Annotated in this window: 17 protein-coding genes; 5 read left to right on the forward strand and 12 right to left on the reverse strand. The window is 49.9% G+C overall.

Features of this window, described 5'->3' with window-relative positions:
• Positions 1–30: 30 nt before the first annotated feature.
• Genes QZZ54_RS01510 through QZZ54_RS01520 form a run of 3 tightly spaced genes read right to left on the reverse strand, consistent with a single transcriptional unit; the run spans position 31 to position 3,011 of the window.
• Complete coding sequence (locus QZZ54_RS01510; RefSeq protein WP_290697566.1) at positions 31–765, reverse strand: AraC family transcriptional regulator; 735 nt, start codon at positions 763–765, stop codon at positions 31–33.
• A gap of 58 nt (positions 766–823) precedes the next feature.
• Positions 824–1,567 (reverse strand): acetoacetyl-CoA reductase, encoded by a 744-nt coding sequence (gene phbB / locus QZZ54_RS01515; protein ID WP_290697569.1) that lies wholly within the window; start codon positions 1,565–1,567, stop codon positions 824–826.
• A 58-nt stretch (positions 1,568–1,625) separates the two neighbouring features.
• Positions 1,626–3,011 carry a malonyl-CoA decarboxylase gene (locus QZZ54_RS01520; protein WP_290697572.1) on the reverse strand — a complete coding sequence of 462 codons (1,386 nt, stop codon included), beginning with the start codon at positions 3,009–3,011 and terminating at the stop codon, positions 1,626–1,628.
• Positions 3,012–3,192: 181 nt separating this feature from the next.
• Between QZZ54_RS01520 and QZZ54_RS01525 the strand changes: the two genes are divergently transcribed.
• The 5 genes from QZZ54_RS01525 to QZZ54_RS01545 all read left to right on the forward strand — a co-directional run bounded on the left by QZZ54_RS01525 (position 3,193) and on the right by QZZ54_RS01545 (position 8,168).
• The gene (locus tag QZZ54_RS01525) at positions 3,193–3,624 is read left to right on the forward strand and encodes a MaoC family dehydratase (RefSeq protein WP_290697574.1); all 432 of its coding nucleotides are present in this window, start codon (positions 3,193–3,195) and stop codon (positions 3,622–3,624) included.
• A 14-nt stretch (positions 3,625–3,638) separates the two neighbouring features.
• Complete coding sequence (locus tag QZZ54_RS01530) at positions 3,639–4,184, forward strand: hydrolase (protein WP_290697577.1); 546 nt, start codon at positions 3,639–3,641, stop codon at positions 4,182–4,184.
• Between the two features lie 30 nt (positions 4,185–4,214).
• Complete coding sequence (locus QZZ54_RS01535) at positions 4,215–5,855, forward strand: acyl-CoA synthetase (protein ID WP_290697580.1); 1,641 nt, start codon at positions 4,215–4,217, stop codon at positions 5,853–5,855.
• 81 nt (positions 5,856–5,936) lie between these two features.
• A complete protein-coding gene (locus tag QZZ54_RS01540) occupies positions 5,937–7,499 on the forward strand; it encodes a PAS domain S-box protein (RefSeq protein WP_290697583.1) in 1,563 nt (520 codons plus the stop codon).
• 42 nt (positions 7,500–7,541) lie between these two features.
• Positions 7,542–8,168 (forward strand): response regulator, encoded by a 627-nt coding sequence (locus QZZ54_RS01545; protein ID WP_290697585.1) that lies wholly within the window; start codon positions 7,542–7,544, stop codon positions 8,166–8,168.
• Between the two features lie 75 nt (positions 8,169–8,243).
• On the opposite strand, the gene QZZ54_RS01550 is transcribed toward QZZ54_RS01545, so the two are convergent.
• From QZZ54_RS01550 to QZZ54_RS01590, 9 genes are all read right to left on the reverse strand, one after another.
• Positions 8,244–9,086 (reverse strand): methylated-DNA--[protein]-cysteine S-methyltransferase, encoded by an 843-nt coding sequence (locus QZZ54_RS01550; RefSeq protein WP_290697587.1) that lies wholly within the window; start codon positions 9,084–9,086, stop codon positions 8,244–8,246.
• Positions 9,079–9,972: a DMT family transporter gene (locus QZZ54_RS01555; protein ID WP_290697590.1), complete on the reverse strand. Its 894-nt coding sequence runs from the start codon at positions 9,970–9,972 to the stop codon at positions 9,079–9,081. The genes QZZ54_RS01550 and QZZ54_RS01555 overlap by 8 nt, the downstream gene beginning before the upstream one ends.
• 124 nt (positions 9,973–10,096) lie before the next feature.
• Entirely contained in the window at positions 10,097–11,236 is a 1,140-nt protein-coding gene (gene hemW / locus QZZ54_RS01560; protein WP_290697594.1) for a radical SAM family heme chaperone HemW, read from the reverse strand.
• Between the two features lie 11 nt (positions 11,237–11,247).
• Positions 11,248–11,847, reverse strand: a complete 600-nt coding sequence (gene rdgB, locus QZZ54_RS01565; RefSeq protein WP_290697597.1) for an RdgB/HAM1 family non-canonical purine NTP pyrophosphatase — start codon at positions 11,845–11,847, stop codon at positions 11,248–11,250.
• 51 nt (positions 11,848–11,898) lie between these two features.
• Positions 11,899–12,372 carry a DUF4426 domain-containing protein gene (locus QZZ54_RS01570; RefSeq protein ID WP_290697600.1) on the reverse strand — a complete coding sequence of 158 codons (474 nt, stop codon included), beginning with the start codon at positions 12,370–12,372 and terminating at the stop codon, positions 11,899–11,901.
• Between the two features lie 10 nt (positions 12,373–12,382).
• A complete protein-coding gene (gene metW / locus QZZ54_RS01575) occupies positions 12,383–12,973 on the reverse strand; it encodes a methionine biosynthesis protein MetW (protein ID WP_290697603.1) in 591 nt (196 codons plus the stop codon).
• The gene (locus QZZ54_RS01580; RefSeq protein ID WP_290697606.1) at positions 12,973–14,139 is read right to left on the reverse strand and encodes a homoserine O-acetyltransferase; all 1,167 of its coding nucleotides are present in this window, start codon (positions 14,137–14,139) and stop codon (positions 12,973–12,975) included. Before QZZ54_RS01580 ends, metW begins: the two co-directional genes overlap by 1 nt.
• A 141-nt stretch (positions 14,140–14,280) precedes the next feature.
• Positions 14,281–14,574, reverse strand: coding sequence for a DUF167 domain-containing protein (locus QZZ54_RS01585; RefSeq protein WP_290697609.1), 294 nt, complete (start codon positions 14,572–14,574; stop codon positions 14,281–14,283).
• Positions 14,575–14,582: 8 nt separating this feature from the next.
• On the reverse strand, positions 14,583–15,140 hold the full coding sequence (locus tag QZZ54_RS01590) for a YggT family protein (RefSeq protein WP_290697611.1): 558 nt from the start codon (positions 15,138–15,140) through the stop codon (positions 14,583–14,585).
• Between the last annotated feature and the right edge of the window lie 65 nt (positions 15,141–15,205).

A 15,205-nucleotide genomic window follows, 5' to 3' on the forward strand; every position in this document is an offset into this window, starting at 1 on the left:
ACCCTGGAGGTCTTTGTCGTGCTAGCGGAATTATTTGCCGGAACGGCGAAAGAAGCTAGGTGGTCTATCAAAATGTTTGCGAAACCGATCGCTGAAAGCTGACAGGCTAGCGTAACCGACCGTCTCTGCGACCTGTTGGATGCTTAACTGACCTATTTCCAATAGCTGCCAGGCTTGCTGCATGCGTTTCTCGATTAGGTATTGCTGCGGCGTCATACCCAATTGCTGACGAAAAAGTTCGCTTAACTGGCGTGGGCTGAGGCTGGCAATACCTGCCAGATACGACAAACTTACCGACTCACAGTAATGTTTATCCAGATAGCTGCGTGCTGTCGTAATACGCCGGTCAAGGTTGAGCGGTTCATCCTGCTGTTCATGTAACAGCTGTATCAGTAGTAACAGCATCTGACGCTGGCTACTGGTTGAATTACTTTGCTGCAGTTGTTGGTGAAGGAAACAGACATATTGAATCAGCGCCGGAGTGAGGCTGATGAAGGCGGGCAATCGTTCCAGTTCAGGGGCCAGGGCATTGGGAATATCTGCTACCACAAAACAGTTATCAGCGGATCCGGCAAAACCATGGGCCTCTCCTGCCGCGACAACCGCTGCATGTTGTGAGGAAACCTTGCCGGAGCTTTGGCCGACGGTCATGTCGAGCAAACCGGAAACGGGCAACACCAGCTGATGATAGTCATGCTGGTGGCTGTTAGTCTCAGCGCTGTAGCTGCGCAGATCCAGAGTAAGGTGCTTATCGGGTGATACCATAGCCGAATTGTAGCAGTCTTACCCTGGGGTTAAACTCTCTTAATTCAGAACAGTATATTTAACTCATATACTCGCCGCCGTTAACCGACAAGTTAGTACCCGTGATATAGCCGGCATCGTCAGCGGTCAGGAATGCCACTGCACGTGAAATCTCTTCAGGCAGGCCCAGACGGCCAACTGGAATTCCGGCAACAATTGATTCCAATACATTTTCAGGTACCTGACGGACCATCGGGGTGTCGATAAAGCCGGGTGATACTGCGTTTACCGTCACTCCTTTGCGTGCGCCTTCCTTCGCGATTGCTTTGGTAAAACCATATATACCCGCTTTGGCGGCCGAGTAGTTAGCCTGTCCAAACTGACCCTGTTCTCCGTTCAGAGATGAGATGTTAACAATGCGGCCGAAGCCTTGGTTACACATAGCATCAAATACCGGCTGGCACATGTTATACATAGAATCCAGGTTAGTACGCATAACGTCCTGCCACTGCTGTGGTTGCATTCGTTTTAAGGGTGCATCACGGGTTATACCTGCATTGTTAACCAGAATATCGATCGGCCCAAGGTCCTTTTCTACCGTGGCAATAAAGCTGCAACAGCTATCATAATCGGCAACATCCAGTGGATAGATGGTTACTTCATAACCTTCAGTCTGCATCGTTTGCTGCCAGGTTTGGGCATCGCTATCCGTGCCGGGAAAGTAGCTTCCGACAACTTTACGGCCCTGATCGAGCATCGCTTTGCACATAGCTTCGCCTAAACCGCCGCTGGCTCCAGTTACTACTGCTATACGTTGTGTCATGTTGATCTCCTGTCGATATTATTTTTATCGGATTATTTAATGAGTAAAAGTACGCTTGTTATAGCTTGAGAAGAGGTTTCAGGCTCGGAGCCAGTGAGACAGAGCCCTGCTGACTGTAGTCCTGACTTCGGGATTCAATCTGCGGTAGCTGGTACAGGTAGTTGACCATGATGCCCGCAGATTGTTGTAACCCTTTAGCAGATGAATCGGCTAGCCAGTTCAGTTGAGCTATCTGGGCGCCGTTACTGAGATGAAAATGGGCTACCGGATCTTTACTGAGATGACCTCTGCCTTTGACCTGGCTAAGGTAGTGGCAAGCTAGACTAAGTAATGGCTCGCGAGCTTCTGCTGGAGGCATATGATCAGAAATGTCTGAGTCAGATTTAAGTTGCAGCCACTGCTTGCCGCCGGATAATTGTTCGAGTTCAGACTCATTCTGCTGTTCCAGCCAACGACAGAAACCGGGCATTGGTGACAAGGTTGAGAACTGTGTCAGATGAGGATATTCCTGCTGTAGCCTGGCGACTACTCGCTTGATGAGAAAGTTACCAAAACTGATACCCGCCAGACCTGGCTGCGCATTAGATATGGAATAGAAAATGGCGGTATCTGCTTGCTGTATATCCTGCAAGGGAGCCGCTTCATCTAACAATGTCTGCACGTTATTGGCCAGCCCCTTCACCAGAGCGACTTCGACAAAAATGAGGGGCTCGTTGGGCATATTAGGATGAAAGAATGCAAAGCAACGGCGATCAGAATCGAGTCGGTTTTTCAAGTCATCCCAGCTTTGGATCTCGTGTACCGCTTCATAGGCGATCAGCTTTTCCAGTCGTTCGGCACTGGATTGCCAGTTAATTTGTTCCAGTTGTAGCAAACCGATATCAAACCAGCTGATTAGCAGACGTTTTAGGTCCGCTTCCAGTTCTGCCAGTTGTGGGTAAGTTTTCTTTAGAGTGAGCAGTTCAGCACGCATGTCCACCAGAAATTTAACCCCTTCTGGTAGGCCGTTAAACTGAGTTAACAGACGAAGTCGAGGTGGGTCCAGAGATTCTCTTAATTGCTGGCCGGCTTTGGCGCGTTCTTCAGCCGGTGCATTTTTCCACAGCTGAAAGCACTCTTCGATCTGCTCATTATTAATCCCATAATGCTCTGCAAGTAACAGCAGGAAGCGGCTACGGCCTTGTTCATTCAGCCTAAGATAGCTGCGCCCCAGAATGACAGCCCGGTTTCTTGCGGTGACTTCATTGCATTCTTGTAACAGGCAGCCGTCCATCCATTGAATCAATTGTTCTGAATCGCCCGGATTTAACTCAGGACTTAGCTGAAGTTCATCGGCGATGGTGTTACTGGAAGGGGTTCGCCAGATGCGTCGCAGGTGGCCAATAGTGCGTCCCAGCAAGGTAGGTGTAGCCTCAGGTATGAGGTTGGTGGTCTGGGTCATCATAATATTCTCCCGGCATTTTTGGGTTCATGCCGTTATATTTCGAGTCAAACTAGCAGGATTAATTATAAAAACCAAGGGTTTTTACTTGGTTTTATAAGTAAAAACCATTACTGTTAGGTTCAGCGCATATCTGAGAGCCCGGTTATAAGGGCGGAAAATAACAACGATTGAGGAAACGAAGATGGATGATTTACATGGCTTTTACATTGAAGATCTGCAGGTAGGCCAGACGGCAAGTTATGCGAAAACCGTGACAGAAGCCGATGTGGTGTTGTTTGCCGGGGTGTCCGGGGATGATAATCCGGTGCATATCAATGCTGAGTATGCTGAGCAGACGATATTTGGCCAGCGGATTGTCCACGGTATGTTTAGCGCAGCGTTGATATCGGCTGTGTTAGGGACCCGTATGCCTGGACCGGGTGCTATCTATATTGATCAGCAGTTGAAATTTAAAGCGCCTGTACATATTGGTGATACCGTTACCGCGACAGCTAAGGTACTGGAAATTAATCTAGAACGCCGTCGGGTAGTGCTGGAAACGGTTTGTACCGTGAAAGGAAAGGTGGTTGCTGAAGGTGTTGCGACTAATATGGTTGACCGTCGTCCAGTCTGAACAGGAGAGATAATATGCTGATTAATAAAGAAAAGAGTGCGCTGCTGGTAATTGATGTGCAGGCAAAACTGTTGCCAGGTGTGCATAAGAGCGAAGAGCTGGTAAAAAATTGTCGCTGGCTGATGGAGTTGGCGCAACTGGTGGGGGTTCCGGTATTAGGCTCTGAACAGTATCCACAAGGTGTGGGACCCACGACTGAAGAGTTGAAGGAGCTGTTACCGGCTGAAGATTTTATCGGTAAGACCTTTTTCTCCTGCGCTGATTCTCCAGAATGTAGCGCCCGTATTGAAGCTATGGGCCGTGAAGAGATTGTGATTTGTGGAATGGAAGCCCATGCCTGTGTGATGCAGAGCGCGCTGCGATTACTGGAGCAAGGTAAAAAGGTTTATGTAGTAGTTGATGCTATCTCTGCCCGTAATCCAGTGGATACCGAGTATGCGATTGCCCGAATGCGTGATGAAGGGGTGAAAATCATTACCCGGGAGATGGTTGGTTTTGAGTGGATGATGCGCTCTGATGTGCCGGAATTCAGGGACTTCAGCATGAAGTTCTTACGTTAATTTGCATCACTCTATTAAGTAGGAGCGAGTATGGAAAACAAGAATAACAATCCGTACGAGATGGGTCTGGAGCAGAACAGTGCGAACTTTTCTGCTTTGAGTCCGATCGGGTTCATTGAACGTACCGCTAGTGTCTACCCTGATCGTGCGGCGGTTGTTTATGGTGATCTGACTCGTAGTTGGGCAGAAACGTATCAGCGTTGTTTGCGACTGGCATCAGCGTTGAGCCAACGTGGTGTCGGCGTGGGAGATACTGTTGCGGCGGTGCTTCCCAACATTCCTGAAATGATAGAGCTGCATTTTGCTGTGCCTATGTTGGGGGCAGTGCTGAATGCCCAGAACACCCGTCTCGATGCTGAAACGATGAGTTTTATGCTGGACCATGGTGAGGCACGGGTACTTATTACCGATCGTGAATTTTCGGCTACCGTCGGTAAAGCGTTGAAAACATCGCAACAAAACCCGCTGGTAATCGATGTTGATGATCCTCAGTTTGATGGCGGTGAGCTGCTCGGTGAACTGACCTACGAACAGTTGCTGGCTGAAGGTGACAGCGATTTCGTCTGGCAACCTCCAGAAGATGAATGGCAGGCTATCGCGTTGAACTACACCTCAGGGACCACCGGTAACCCCAAAGGGGTGGTATATCATCACCGGGGTGCCTATCTGAATGCCATGAGTAATATTCTGGGACAGAATCTACCTCCGCATGCGGTATATCTCTGGACCCTGCCGATGTTTCACTGCAATGGTTGGTGTTATCCCTGGGCGGTGACAGCTGTTGCCGGTACTCATGTATGCCTGCGCCACTTGCTACCAGCGAAAGTATTTCAGGCGATAGATTCTTATGGTGTGACCCACTTCTGTGGTGCGCCGGTAGTACTGAACATGCTGCTAAATGCACCAGAAGAGGAGAAACTGGAGATTAATCATCCGGTCACAGTAACCACTGGGGGGGCTCCTCCTCCTGCGTCAATTATTGAAGGGATTGAACAACTGGGTATTCAGGTTGTGCATGCTTATGGTCTGACTGAGACCTATGGTCCTAGTGTGTTCTGTTCATTCCAGGAAGAGTGGGCGCAACTGCCGTTGCCAGAAAAGGCTGCCAAGATGGCACGTCAGGGAGTGCGGGCACCAGCGATGGAACGATTGATGGTAGCTGACCCTACAACACTTAAGCCGGTTGCTATGAATGGTCTGGCGATGGGAGAGGTCTTTATGCGGGGTAATACCCTGATGAAAGGCTATTTAAAGAACCCATCAGCGTCGGCAGATGCCTTTGAAGGTGGCTGGTTCCATACCGGTGATCTGGCGGTATGGCATACGGACGGCTACATCGAAGTTAAAGATCGTTCTAAAGATGTCATTATCTCCGGCGGAGAGAATATCTCAACGATAGAGGTTGAGGACATGCTGTTCCGGCATCCGGCCATTATGGAAGCTGCAGTGGTGGCCCAGCCTGATGACCATTGGGGTGAGGTCCCTTGTGCCATCGTTACCCTGAAGCCGGAAGAAGAGGTAAGCGCAGCAGATATTATCAGTTTCTGTCGCGATAATATGGCGCATTTCAAATGTCCGAAACGGGTGGTTTTTGCCGACCTGCCAAAAACCTCCACCGGTAAGGTTCAGAAATATTCGTTGCGCAGTATGTTGCAACAACTGGATGATTAAGTCCGGCTTATTACTGGAAGTTTTGCCGTTAACTGAACTGTCCGGGCAGGCTTGGTATGATTGGGAGGAACGATAATGCTAATGAGTCAGCCACCGGAGAGCGCCCGGGTGAAAAAGCCAGATAGCAATAAACAATCTTCCTCTTCTGGAGGATTGATACAGTCCACCGATGTTGAGCGTAATCGGCTGTTGGCTGAGATGGCGGAACAGTCTACCGATATGATCTCCCGGCATACGCCGGGTGATTGGCGTTTTATCTATGCCTCTCCTGCGGTAACGCACCTGTTGGGCTACAGCGTCGAAGAGATTGTCGGTATGTCTGCCTATGAGTTGTACCACCCCGATGATGTCGAAGATTTTAAGCGGCGTTCGCCCAGTGTCAGCTATGAAAGGGGGCTGTACACCCATAATTATCGATTTCGCTGTAAAGATGGCCACTATACCTGGTTAGAAAGTACCAGCCGCTCGATTCGAGATGCGGCTACTGATGAACTGAAAGAAATTTTAGTCGTTTCCCGGGATGTTAGTCAGCGTATCAATGCTGAACAGGCTAATCGTCGCCTGGCCAGGGTGCTGGAGCACAGTAGTGATCTAGTGGCTTTCGTTACTCCGGATCACCGGGTCAGCCAGTTAAATGAAGCGGCCAGAGATGCTTTGGGACTCGAGGTTAGCGGTCATGATCCTCTACAATTAAAAATGCTATTTACCCCTGAAAGTTACTCGCTGTTACAGCAACAGGCCTTTCCTGAAGCCCATGATCAGGGAAGCTGGCGAGGAGAGGCGGACATGTACAGCAGGATTCATCAGCAGGCTATTCCTGTGATGTTAGAAGTGCTGGCACATCGGACCTTGGATAACCGGCTGGAATATTTTTCAACCGTAGCGAGGGATATGACGGCGATTAAGCAGGCTGAAGCGAAACAGCAGCAATATCAGCAGGAGATTGATCATGCTGCACGGCTGATTACGATGGGAGAGATGGCGACGGGTCTGGCCCATGAGATTAACCAGCCTTTGACCGCTGTGGTGAATTACGTACGGGGCATTCAACGGCGTTTGCAAACGGATCGTGAATCTGCCCTTGATGATATCGAACAGCCATTGGAACGGATAGGGAATACGGCATTGCGGGCCGGTGAGATTGTTCGCCGGATGATGGATTTTACCCGTAAAAGCGACCCGAAATGGGAGCTGTTGGAGCTGAACTCTTTAGTTAACGATCTAATCGGTTTCTGTGGCAGTGCGGCTAAACGGCATAATGTGGTGCTGGAAAATGGCTTGCCTGAAAATATACCCGCGGTATACGCTGACCGGATTCAACTCGAACAAATACTACTGAATCTTCTGCTCAATGGTATAGAGGCTTGTCACCGTGCAGATCATCGGGCACCACTTAAGGTGTGGCTTGAGGCTTCTACGGATAAAACAGATCAGGTTATAATCTCGGTGCTGGATCAGGGGCCGGGCTTGCCGGTGGATGATCCGGAGCAGTTGTTTGAGCAGTTTTTTACCACTAAGGCTGACGGGCTTGGTATGGGACTGGCGATAAGTCGTACTCTGATAGAACGGCATGGGGGACAACTGCAGGCAGAAAACCGTGCTGATGATGGTGCGAAGTTTAGCTTTATTCTGTCCACAACATAGTAGAATTGATAACCAACGTTATTAGCAAATGATAAGAGTGAAATGGCTGAGCAGACTGTATACGTAGTTGATGATGATTGGGATGTACGGGATTCCCTGCAATGGTTACTCGAATCGGTAGGCCTGAAAGTGGTCTCGTTCGAAAATGCGCAGGCTTTTCTGGATAGCTTTGAGCCTGGTTCAAGTGGCTGTATTCTGATGGATGTACGGATGCCGGGTTTGAGTGGTATTAGCGCACAGAAGAAGCTTCCCGATTACCATGTCGATATCCCCCTGATTATGATCTCCGGCCATGGCAGTGTGGATATGGCGGTAACGGCCATGACTCAGGGTGCCCGCACCTTCATCGAAAAGCCTTTTAATGATCAGTTACTGCTGGATCATGTTCAGCAGGCACTGGCGCAGGATCTGGCTCAACGGGACGGACAACAGAAGCTACAGTCGGTACAGCAGCACTTTGCGGCGTTGACTAAACGTGAACGTCAGGTGTTTGAGCAGGTTGCTCAGGGCCTTGCGAATCAGGATATCGCCGAGGTGTTGGGCATTAATCGCAAAACAGTCGAAGGTCATCGGGCTAATCTGATGAGCAAGATGGCGGCGCAGTCTCTGCCTGAATTAATCCAGATGGCGATTAGCCTGGATTTAATTTCGGGTTATACCGGGCAGTAAGCACTGTTCGGACGCTATTGTGTGCTGATTTCTGTGTCTGTAGCTCTATTCTGAGCTGCGGGTTAGTATGATTAGTTATCTCGGAGAGGGTGCGGCGCTTTCCCAAGCGTGAATCGCCTGTTTTCGTTCAGCCCCCCAGCGATAATTTCCACTTACTCCACTCTCCCTGATTACCCGGTGACAAGGGATCAGAAATCCAATGTTATTGGCACCCACTGCGCTACCGATAGCCCGCTGTGCTTTAGGGGATCCGGCCGTTTTAGCTAGCTGAGAATAGGAAATAAACTGCCCCTGTGTGGTTTGTAACAGGGCTTCCCAGACTTTCATCTGAAAATTAGTGCCCCGCAGTAACAGATGTAATTTTCCAGGTTGTGGCGTAGTGGGAAAAATCTGTCCGGTTAGCAGCATTGCCTGCTGTTTATCTTCCTGAGTGGTGGCGTTAGGCCATTGGTTAAACAGTTCTTCAAGTCTGCTTTGCAGGTCATCATCACAGAAGGCCAGATAGCAAACCCCCCGGTCGGTCCAACCAAATAGCGCCAGACCAAATGGCGTAGGCGCTGAACCATAATACAAAGTAACGCCCTCGCCTCCTGATTTGATCTCTCCCGGTGTCATCGCTTCACAGCTGATCATCAAATCATGCAGTCGACTGCCCCCGGAGAGCCCGGCAGCTAACGCAGCATCAAGGGTATTAGCTGACTTTTTTAATGCGACCAGGGCGTGTTCTTTAGTGAGGTATTGAAGAAAACGTTTCGGAGATATGCCCGCCCAGGCACTAAAGAGCCGCTGCAAATGATGCTCGCTAAGGTTTACAGCGGCTGCTACCTCGGCCAATTCGGGCTGGTTTTTCGCATGGCAGCGAATATAACGTATCGCAGCGGCGATGGTCTCATACTGCTGTATTGATTTGTCAGACATTGGCAGGCCTCCGTTTACGCCAGAGATTGAGGGGATTGAATCCGGTGACCAATGCAACACCACCCAGCACGATCAGCGCGCCGGTAATCGTATGCCAACCGATCGGCTCATCGAGAAACAGGTGTCCCCAGAGTACACCGAATACGGGGACCATAAAGACGACGGTGAGTGCGGAAGCCGCGCCAATATCTGCGATCAGTTTGAAGTAGAGCAGATAAGCGATACCGGTACAGAAAATACCCAGTAGCAACACCGAACCGATAATCTGGGGTTCGTTACTAACTTGGGCCGGAAACAGAGGCAACAATGGGAGCAGTAGAAAAGTGCCAGCCCACATGCTGCCGTGGGCATTGGCGAAAGGCTCAACACTGTCCGCTCCCTGGGCGTAGCAGGTGGCGACGCCATAGCTGACTGCGGCGCTAAGCGCTGCTGCAATAGCCACCCAGGAGCCCTTTTCTAACAGTGCTGGATCGAAACCAAGTAGCAGGCCAACGCCGCAGATACCGGCTAATAGTCCGGTAACTACCTTCAGGGTCATCGGCTTGTTGAAACGTAATGCGATCAACAGAGTTCCCCAGATCGGAGCGGTAGCGTTGAGGATTGAGAGCAGTGAAGCGGATAAAGTCTGGGCGGCATAGGCGAGCAAGAGAAAGGGGAGTGCGGAGTTAAACCAGCCAAGCACGCAGTAGTGCTTCCAGTGTTGTCGGATGTTGAGGTTGCGCTTTAATAACAGAGCAATTACCAGCAGAAATAGGGCTGCCAGTAACAGGCGCAGCTCTATCAGAATAGCCGGACCGATAACGGGCGCTGCAATTCGCATAAACAGAAACGAGGCACCCCATAGGGCGGCAAGAAGCAGAAGTTGCAGCAGGCTTTTGAAATTCATATCCCTAGTCCATTCGATTCAACAGGGATAGTTTCGGTGTTTTAATCGGGTGACGCTACCCGATTCTTGCTCTATCTTCTCAAATCTTCATCTTTTGACGCAGATTACTTCTACGCAGGGAGGGTTAATCGAGAAACTGTTCGAGCAGATCATTGAGGAACAGACGTCCCCGGGGGGATGGCGCAAGAATACCGGAATCGGTTTGCATCAGCCCTGCGTGACGGCTTTTATCTAACAGACTGGATATGGAGTCCAGTGATAACCCGGTACGCTGACTGAAAAGGTCGCTGTTGACGCCATCGGTCAGGCGCAGGGCGTTCATCATAAATTCAAAAGGGCGTTCCTGTTGACTGATATCCTGTTCGCCGGAGATCGGATTCAACGCATCCATATAAGCTTTAGGTTGGCGTTGCTTCCAACGGCGGGTAATCCGGTTCTGTTCGGGCCAGGTTATTTTTTGGTGGGCGCCGGCACCGATTCCCAGATAATCACCAAACTGCCAGTAATTAAGGTTATGTTGCGACCGTTGCTCGGGCTGACTGTAGGCGGAGATCTCATACTGCTGATAACCGTGATCGGCTAGCAACGCTTGCCCCTGTTCCTGAATTGCCCAGAGTGTTTCATCTTTTGGCAATTTAGGCGGCCGGCTAAAAAACTCGGTATTGGGTTCGATGGTCAGCTGATACCAGGATAGGTGGCTGGGTTGTAGATCTATCGCTTGTTGCAGGTCTGTCAGTGCGGTTTCCGGAGTCTGGTCAGGTAAACCGTGCATCAGATCCAGATTGAAATTATCAAAGCCTATCTCGCGTGCTTTACCGGCGGCATGCAGGGCGTCGTGACGGTTGTGTATCCGTCCCAGCTGCTGCAGCCGGGCACTGTCAAAACTCTGCACGCCGATTGAGAGGCGGTTAACCCCTGCTTCTCTGAATCCGGCAAAGCGTTCCTGCTCGAAAGTCCCCGGGTTTGCTTCCATGGTGATCTCAGCAGAGGCCGATAGGGGTGTAAGACTAGCAACGCCGTTGAGGATCTGTTTGATCCCCTGAGCATCAAACAGGCTTGGGGTGCCGCCGCCAATAAAGATGGTCTCAATCTGGCGGCCCTGTACGCCGGGAAGTTCTGCCTCAAGATCGCGCAGCAGCGCGTCAATATAACGCTGTTGAGGGATCTCACCGGTTACTGCATGGGAGTTGAAATCACAGTAGGGGCACTTACGCACACACCAGGGGATATGGAGATAGAGCGATAGCGGCGGTAGGCTGAACATCTCAGACTTTCTCAAAGGTAATTTGGAATCATCTTGATCAGCTGCTGTACAGCCTGGCCCCGATGACTGATTCTGTTTTTCTGTTCAGAGGGGAGCTGAGCCGATGCGATATCAAGCCCGGGCACTAGAAACAGAGGGTCATAGCCGAAACCATTTTCCCCTTGCGGATGAGACAAAATCTGTCCTTCCCAGGTTCCCTGACAGATTAACGGAGTTGGGTCTTCAGCGTGGCGCATGAATACCAGAACACAACGGAATCTGGCGCTACGTTCTTCCGGCGACATCCCTTCCAGTAAGCGTAGAAGTCTGGTGTTGTTTTCAGCATCGGAGGCACCGGCACCGGCAAAGCGAGCGGAATAGATTCCCGGAGCGCCTTTAAGCGCATCCACTTCCAGTCCTGAATCATCCGCCAGGGAGGGTAAGCCAGTTAACTGGCAGGCGTGGCGGGCTTTAAGGATAGCGTTCTCAACAAAGCTCAGTCCGGTCTCTTCGGCATCCGGTACATTGAATTCTGATTGCGGCAGTACTTCAACGCCGAGCTCTCCCAGGACCTGATTAAACTCTCTCAGTTTGCCTTTGTTACCGCTGGCAAGGACGATTTGACGGGACATAAAGTATCCTTAGTTCAAATTCTTTTTTAACTATCAGTGGGTAGCGAACAGCTAGTCGACGTAAAAACGCTGCTCAAAATTGATGCTGTAAGCTGGCTGATTTGGATCAGGTTGTACCTGCAAGCTAAAGCGCAGAACCTGATCGTCGGTAAAACCAAAGTCGCCGATATAATAGAGCGCGTTAGTTTCATCTACTTTCAGAAAGCTCAGTTCCTGCTTTTGTGAGATCAGGTTGACCACCTCGCCTTTGACAATAGCCGAAACTGGCTTGGTCGTGCCGTCGGCCTGTTTTTGCAGTACAGATATGTTCAGCAAACCTTTAGTTTTACTACGCTTGATGCCATAGGATTGTGCTACGTCCGGTTGGATGAAGCTGCTGTTAAAGGCGTTATAGTGAATCATGTAATCGCCGTGGGAGACCATCTGCTCGGCACTACTAAGGGGTGAAACGAGCAAGCCGGCAATGACTACCAGCGTGGCACAAAACCTTTTACTAAAGCGTTTGCATAAGGTTGATACTTTCATTATTTGCTCCCTATCGGGTGATTCGGTAAATGGCGACTTCGCCCAGCATATTGGGCCACAAGCGGATCGACCAGTGATGCTTATGTTCGTTGTCCACTACGGTTCGTTCGAGGATATGTATGTTGCGCTCAACGCACAGCTGCTCAAAATCTTTGAACGTACAGAAGTGAATATTAGGTGTGTTATACCAAGTATAGGGCAGGAACTTAGAAACCGGCATTCTGCCACGAAAAGCAAGATAGCCCCGTGCGCGCCAATGGCCAAAGTTAGGAAAAGTGACAATACACTCTTTACCGATACGCAGCATTTCGTCGACGATCTGGTCCGGGTGGTACATGACCTGAAGCGCCTGGGTCATAATGACGGTATCGAAACTGCTGTCCTGGATGCTGGCCAGTCCTTCATCGATATTTTTCTCGACTACATTAATACCTTTCTCAATACAGGTCGTAATATTGTCGTGATCAAACTCGACACCATAGCCCGTAATGTTTTTTTCCTGTTGCAGATATGCCAATAACTCGCCATCACCGCACCCCAGATCCAACACTTTGCTGTTGGGGGTTATCCAATCCTGAATAATGTCCAGATCAGCACGCATCAGTTATTCTCCTTGCCAGTCTGAGGAATATCAGCAACGACCTGTTTCATATAGGCTGAAAAAATATCCATATAGCGGGGATTGGGTATCAGGAATGCATCATGACCGTTATGGGAGTCGATCTCTGCATAGCTGACTCGTTTTTCAGCAGTGACCAAAGCGTCGACAATTTCCCGGGAGCGTTCCGGTGAGAAACGCCAGTCGGTGGTAAATGAGATCACCATAAACTTGCATTGTACGTTGCTAACTGCCGCCGCCAGATTGTGATCGTGGTCCGCCGCGGGATCGAAGTAATCCAGCGCTTTAGTCATCAATAGATAGGTATTGGCGTCGAACGCTTTGGAGAACTGCTCACCTTGATAGCGAAGATAGGATTCAATTTCGAACTGTGGATTAAAATCATAACTGATTTTTCCCTCACGAAGTTCGCGGCCGAATTTTTCTCGCATGCCGTCATCGGACAGGTAGGTGATATGGCCAAGCATCCGAGCCAGCATCAGCCCCGTTTTCGGCACCTTGCCGTTTTCGTAGAAGTGTCCATTATTAAAATCTGGGTCACGGGAAATTGCCTGCCGGGCTACCTCATTAAAGGCGATGTTCTGGGCGCTGAGTTTTGGCGCGGCGGCGATAACCATGCAGTGGCGTAATCGTTGTGGATAGTCGATTGCCCATTGCAGTGCTTGCATTCCCCCGAGGCTGCCGCCAACGATCGCTGCCCATTGGTGGATACCGAAGTGATCTGCTAGTCGTGCCTGGCTTTCAACCCAGTCAGCGACAGTCATAATTGGGAAGTCCGGGCCAAAAGGTTTATCGGTTTCCGGATTGGTACTCCGAGGGCCGGTTGAACCATGGCAACCGCCCAGATTATTCAGGCCGATGACAAAGAACTTGTCGGTGTCGATCGGCTTTCCAGGCCCTATAGCCGAGTCCCACCATCCGGGTTTTTTGTCATCGGGGCTGTGATAGCCAGCTAAATGGTGGTTGCCAGACAGTGCATGGCACACCAGTACGGCGTTAGATGCATCCGCATTCAGGCTGCCATAGGTTTCAATGACTAAGTCGTAGCTGTCTAATTGTCGACCACAGGCCAGTGCCAGGGGCTGGTCAAAATGGATAGTCTGCGGTGTGACGATACCGACAGAATCTTCAGGAATGGATTGAGGCATAATTCTCACTTAACGCTGATAACTCGAAAAAAGATGTTGCTGAAAGACCGGGTCAAGCTTCACATTTCGTACAGCAAAGCCTGGCTATCTAAAATCAGATAACCAGTAGGGCGGTAGTCATGTTGAGGTCTCAGTATCACTTTAGTTGTGCTCAATCGTTAATATTTGGGGAATCTTTTTGGGGCTTTCGATCCGAACCCTTTTCTGCCGGCCCAGCTCACCACTGAGTATGCTGACTGCACTTTTGGCTACGCCAAATTGCTTTGCCAGGAACTTTACCAGATGGACGTTGGCTTTGCCCTCTATTGGCGGCGCGGTGATGCGAATTTTAACACTCTCATCATGCAGACCAACAATAGCATCATTACTGGCTTTGGGTTGCAGGTGGCAATTGAGTATCAGATTGCCGTCCTGCCAAGTATAAAAGCTTCCCATCTACGATCTCAGAGGAGAAATTGAGTCAAATTACTCAGCTGCGAACGGGCGATTTGAATAGTAATAAAGATCAGAATAGGCGACAGATCTAACCCTCCCAGCGAAGGAATTACTCTGCGCGCAAGTCCAAATACTGGTTCAGTCAGTTGGGTAATCAGCTGAGGCCCCGGGTGATAACTACCGGGAGCAACCCAGCTGATAATCACGGAACCGATAACCGCATAAAAATAGATATTCAGAATCGTATCAAATACACCAACACCGGAAAGCACCAGCATAGCGGTTAGATTGCTACCGATACCTTGCCCTTTAAGCAGCAGTATCAGGCTCCAGGTTGCCAGATTGATCAGAAAGGCCAGCACCAGCGGAGACAGATCGATATTAGCGGGTCGTGGAATAATACGCTGTAGTGGTACTAATGGCGCCGAAGTAACCTTTACCACTGCTTGTGCAATCGGGTTGTAATAATCAGCTTTGGCCAGCTGAAGTAGAAAGCGCAGAACTACAATAAACACATAAAGCTGACCGAACAGCTGGATTATTGAACTGATAGGATCCTGTCCCATTGTTTCAGTACCTGTTGGATAAAATTTATGGGTTGGTTTGTCTTAATGCCTGAATAGATAGCACC

It is taken from the genome of Amphritea sp. (genome assembly GCF_016744155.1).
GTDB lineage: Bacteria > Pseudomonadota > Gammaproteobacteria > Pseudomonadales > Balneatricaceae > Amphritea.

What these genes read in the sequence shown, in the direction of transcription:
- QZZ54_RS01530 (WP_290697577.1), top strand. Translation starts at nt 3,639, where the DNA reads ATGCTGATTAATAAAGAAAAGAGTGCGCTGCTGGTAATTGATGTGCAG.
- rdgB (WP_290697597.1), bottom strand. Translation starts at nt 11,847, where the DNA reads ATGTCCCGTCAAATCGTCCTTGCCAGCGGTAACAAAGGCAAACTGAGA.
- QZZ54_RS01535 (WP_290697580.1), top strand. Translation starts at nt 4,215, where the DNA reads ATGGAAAACAAGAATAACAATCCGTACGAGATGGGTCTGGAGCAGAAC.
- metW (WP_290697603.1), bottom strand. Translation starts at nt 12,973, where the DNA reads ATGCGTGCTGATCTGGACATTATTCAGGATTGGATAACCCCCAACAGC.
- phbB (WP_290697569.1), bottom strand. Translation starts at nt 1,567, where the DNA reads ATGACACAACGTATAGCAGTAGTAACTGGAGCCAGCGGCGGTTTAGGC.
- QZZ54_RS01510 (WP_290697566.1), bottom strand. Translation starts at nt 765, where the DNA reads ATGGTATCACCCGATAAGCACCTTACTCTGGATCTGCGCAGCTACAGC.
- QZZ54_RS01545 (WP_290697585.1), top strand. Translation starts at nt 7,542, where the DNA reads ATGGCTGAGCAGACTGTATACGTAGTTGATGATGATTGGGATGTACGG.
- QZZ54_RS01550 (WP_290697587.1), bottom strand. Translation starts at nt 9,086, where the DNA reads ATGTCTGACAAATCAATACAGCAGTATGAGACCATCGCCGCTGCGATA.
- QZZ54_RS01580 (WP_290697606.1), bottom strand. Translation starts at nt 14,139, where the DNA reads ATGCCTCAATCCATTCCTGAAGATTCTGTCGGTATCGTCACACCGCAG.
- hemW (WP_290697594.1), bottom strand. Translation starts at nt 11,236, where the DNA reads ATGTTCAGCCTACCGCCGCTATCGCTCTATCTCCATATCCCCTGGTGT.
- QZZ54_RS01520 (WP_290697572.1), bottom strand. Translation starts at nt 3,011, where the DNA reads ATGATGACCCAGACCACCAACCTCATACCTGAGGCTACACCTACCTTG.
- QZZ54_RS01540 (WP_290697583.1), top strand. Translation starts at nt 5,937, where the DNA reads ATGAGTCAGCCACCGGAGAGCGCCCGGGTGAAAAAGCCAGATAGCAAT.
- QZZ54_RS01585 (WP_290697609.1), bottom strand. Translation starts at nt 14,574, where the DNA reads ATGGGAAGCTTTTATACTTGGCAGGACGGCAATCTGATACTCAATTGC.
- QZZ54_RS01555 (WP_290697590.1), bottom strand. Translation starts at nt 9,972, where the DNA reads ATGAATTTCAAAAGCCTGCTGCAACTTCTGCTTCTTGCCGCCCTATGG.
- QZZ54_RS01590 (WP_290697611.1), bottom strand. Translation starts at nt 15,140, where the DNA reads ATGGGACAGGATCCTATCAGTTCAATAATCCAGCTGTTCGGTCAGCTT.
- QZZ54_RS01570 (WP_290697600.1), bottom strand. Translation starts at nt 12,372, where the DNA reads ATGAAAGTATCAACCTTATGCAAACGCTTTAGTAAAAGGTTTTGTGCC.
- QZZ54_RS01525 (WP_290697574.1), top strand. Translation starts at nt 3,193, where the DNA reads ATGGATGATTTACATGGCTTTTACATTGAAGATCTGCAGGTAGGCCAG.